Origin of the sequence: Candidatus Culexarchaeum yellowstonense (assembly GCF_024707025.1) — an archaeon.
Taxonomy (GTDB): Archaea; Thermoproteota; Methanomethylicia; order Culexarchaeales; family Culexarchaeaceae; genus Culexarchaeum.
The window spans coordinates 1-3,008 of the sequence record NZ_JANGFQ010000256.1; the positions used below are offsets into that span (position 1 = coordinate 1).

Consider the following 3,008-nt stretch of genomic DNA (forward strand, 5'->3'; position numbering starts at 1 on the left):
TCGATTAACACTTCTCCAATTTTACATTTATACTTGTTGAATAATGTTTAATAACATGTGAATTGTTCAAGGCAGTTTATGAGAAGGTTTCAAAGGTCTGCCCTGAATAAAACTCTCCTAGATCCCTCCATACCTTTTCACCCATCCCCAAAACAATTTAGTGGCACTTTTATCCTTAATAATACGACAAGATCTGAAATAAGAGCCTATAACTTGTAAGTCTGTCCGATTCTGTGGCCATTTCCAGTTTATACCCTTTGAAAATGATATGATTTTCTCTGCTATTTCTCTCGTAAACGGGATCGCATATGTAAATAGCTTAGAATTGCCTGAACCTTTAAAGATCCAGCTCCCAGCGTAAGCAGTGGGTTTCCAAAGTCCTCGTTTTATGTGAGCGTTTTGACCAAATAATTTTAAGTCTTCGTCGGTAGGTTTTTGCGTAACATTTTTCAATATCTTCTCAATTTCAAAAAAGCCGATTAAATAGAAGCCCCTTTTGTTAGTAAAGTGTCCTTTACTATAAGAGACAAGACTAGCTAAGAAAAAAAGATAGTCCCCCTCAGAAATATACTTGAGGTTTGCTGCTCTAGGATGAATTGTGGGAAAATCACCATATGTGAAAGTGATAAACTCGGGATCATTGTGAACCCTTCGTTCATGGAACTTCTGAGGTATATATTTTGGATCTATAATTTCTCGATACAAGGGTAGAAGAGGACATTCTGGCTCCCGAGTCTCAGGAATCGGAACAAATATAAAAGTACCATCATCAAAAATGGGACTCCTTAAAGTCCCGTGACTAGCATTTACTCCGACGTTTATTATGAAAATTTTTTATTTAAATTTGGAGTAAACTTTTTGGACATATTGGATCTGGCCCCCATCCATTCTACCATATGAGTAGTAGCGTTGTGCAAGGCATCTTCCCTTACAAATCTCAAAATACTTGCATCCACAAAAGTTTTTGGTTTCCATCCAAAATTTTCGAATACCAAGAAATACTCTAGATTTATTCCATATCTCCGCTAAACTTTGTTCTCTAATGTTTCTTGCTATAAACATGGGCAAATCTTCGAATGCTGGACAGGGAAGTACATTTCCATTAGGTTCGATTGTACAACTTTTCACCCCTGCTTCACATACTCCTGTGCGAACCCGATATAGGGGATTGGAGGTTCTGGTTTAGGTTTTTGAAGTCGGAAAATATATTTTGGGATTTCTTAAAAAGTTTAGATGTGTATGATGAGCCATTGCAGCGCTGAGCTGTAGGGCTATGAAGAGTATGAGATGTGCTGATCGTGGATGCCTGCTTTAACTCGCAATATTCATGCTATAATCTCTTAATGGGGGTTGATGTATACGTTAACATTGGAAAAGCATGTGCTACGATCATTTATTTGATATGTCTAGATTGGATGTAATGGGCATCTTCATGGATAAACATTATTATTTACTTTGACGAATACTTTGAGATGGATTGTGAATGGTGGTTGATGTAATGGATGATTGGAGGAGGCGGGAGTATAGGGAATTGAAGGGGAAATGTGTAGCCTACAAAATCTCCATGATAATTGCACTCCTATTTTGCGTTTATGTAATTGTCACAGCTGAATACCCCATCCTAACCTTCATGACAATGGCACCTATCATTACACTCATCATTATACTCGCCTATCACTACCATAAGAGGGTTAGAAGGAAGCTTAGGGAGCTTGCTGAAGAGGTGGGTGAAGTTGTACCTTGGTGGATCTAACTGGAGGCTATTTGAATAGCTATCATGCTATTATCAGCCGATCCAAGTTAATTTACATACTCCACCCAGTTCTTTGCATAGACAACCCCTTAACTGGAAGCGTCAAATTTTATGTAGGTTTGAATAGAGAATTTTGTATGAGAAATGAATTGCTTGATGTCTATAATGTAAAATCTAACATTCCATTTTTCGATAACTTCGCTTCTTTTTTCATGTTATCAGAAGCTTTATGAGCATCAATATTATTCCAATTAAAGCTCCAAAAGTTCCTCCAAGGACAGCTACCACAACCTTCCAAAGGTCATCAATCCTTTTATCTATCCCATCTATTCTCGTCGCGAGCACACTTATTGTTTTATCCATTCCATCTATCCTCGCTACAAGCATATTTATTGTTTTGGAAATTTCTCCAAGTTCTCTGTTGATCGTACTTATTCGATCCAAAATATCCTTAATCCCCATACCATACACCCTTTTAACTGTAGGCTCAATGACCTCCACAAGAAGCTTTTCTACCTCTTCCCCTCTCATCCATTTCCCTTCTTCTCGCTTCATATATTCACAAGATATCACATTCCAATTACACTTAAATTTTCCCAACAACTTTAACGAGCATAATGTGAGGTTTAAACCCCACAATCCCACTCTAGAAATTCTATATCCAAAATGTAACTTTAAAACTCGGGAAGTAGGGATGATGAGTTTAAATTTCGTTTGGAGGTAAGTGGAATATGGCGTGATAGTTCTGGGGCGAAAGTATAGTTCTGGGGTAGAAGTCATCACATTTCCTGAATTCCTGAATCTAAGACATTCAAATAATGTGAACTTCACAAGAATTCTTTCAATTTACACTGATTTGATTTAGAGACATGTGAATTCTATATATGAATTCTGGAGGGGATGTCCTATAGTCATGGATAGGAGATTTGAATAATTGTGCAGTGAATTTATCATGTTCAATAATAAGTTTCAGAATGGTATCCCCTTACATTATAAACTCTAAATATTCATTGACTGTTACAATTGAATTTTAAGTGTGGATGTATGTTATGGAAGTGTTTATGTGTTTTTGTGGCATGTTCATATCACGTATAGTTATGAAGGTTATTTCAGTAAGGTTGAGTGAGAAGGAATTGAGGGAGATTGATCGGCTTGTGGAGTGTGGCGTTTTTCGTTCTAGGAGTGAAGCTATAAGGGAGCTTATAAGGCTTGGCATGGAAAATTTAACTTGCCTACATGAGGCTGTGGAGAGATT

Annotated in this window: 5 protein-coding genes; 2 read left to right on the plus strand and 3 right to left on the minus strand. The window is 37.2% G+C overall.

Features of this window, described 5'->3' with window-relative positions; translation table 11 throughout:
- Positions 1-117: 117 nt before the first annotated feature.
- On the minus strand, positions 118-831 hold the full coding sequence (locus tag MRT15_RS12690; RefSeq protein WP_369684988.1) for a hypothetical protein: 714 nt from the start codon (positions 829-831) through the stop codon (positions 118-120).
- A gap of 3 nt (positions 832-834) precedes the next feature.
- The gene (locus MRT15_RS12695; RefSeq protein ID WP_369684987.1) at positions 835-1,128 is read right to left on the minus strand and encodes an SPASM domain-containing protein; all 294 of its coding nucleotides are present in this window, start codon (positions 1,126-1,128) and stop codon (positions 835-837) included.
- Between the two features lie 355 nt (positions 1,129-1,483).
- Between MRT15_RS12695 and MRT15_RS12340 the strand changes: the two genes are divergently transcribed.
- Positions 1,484-1,753, plus strand: a complete 270-nt coding sequence (locus tag MRT15_RS12340) for a hypothetical protein (RefSeq protein ID WP_304330593.1) — start codon at positions 1,484-1,486, stop codon at positions 1,751-1,753.
- Positions 1,754-1,963: 210 nt separating this feature from the next.
- Here MRT15_RS12340 and MRT15_RS12345 read toward each other — a convergent pair whose 3' ends face one another.
- Positions 1,964-2,308: a hypothetical protein gene (locus tag MRT15_RS12345; protein WP_304330594.1), complete on the minus strand. Its 345-nt coding sequence runs from the start codon at positions 2,306-2,308 to the stop codon at positions 1,964-1,966.
- Positions 2,309-2,850: 542 nt separating this feature from the next.
- On the opposite strand from MRT15_RS12345, the gene MRT15_RS12700 reads away from it, so the two are divergent.
- A partial coding sequence (locus tag MRT15_RS12700) for a ribbon-helix-helix domain-containing protein (RefSeq protein ID WP_369684989.1) occupies positions 2,851-3,008 on the plus strand: 158 nt, incomplete at its 3' end.

What these genes read in the sequence shown, in the direction of transcription:
- MRT15_RS12340 (WP_304330593.1), top strand. Translation starts at nt 1,484, where the DNA reads ATGGTGGTTGATGTAATGGATGATTGGAGGAGGCGGGAGTATAGGGAA.
- MRT15_RS12345 (WP_304330594.1), bottom strand. Translation starts at nt 2,308, where the DNA reads ATGAAGCGAGAAGAAGGGAAATGGATGAGAGGGGAAGAGGTAGAAAAG.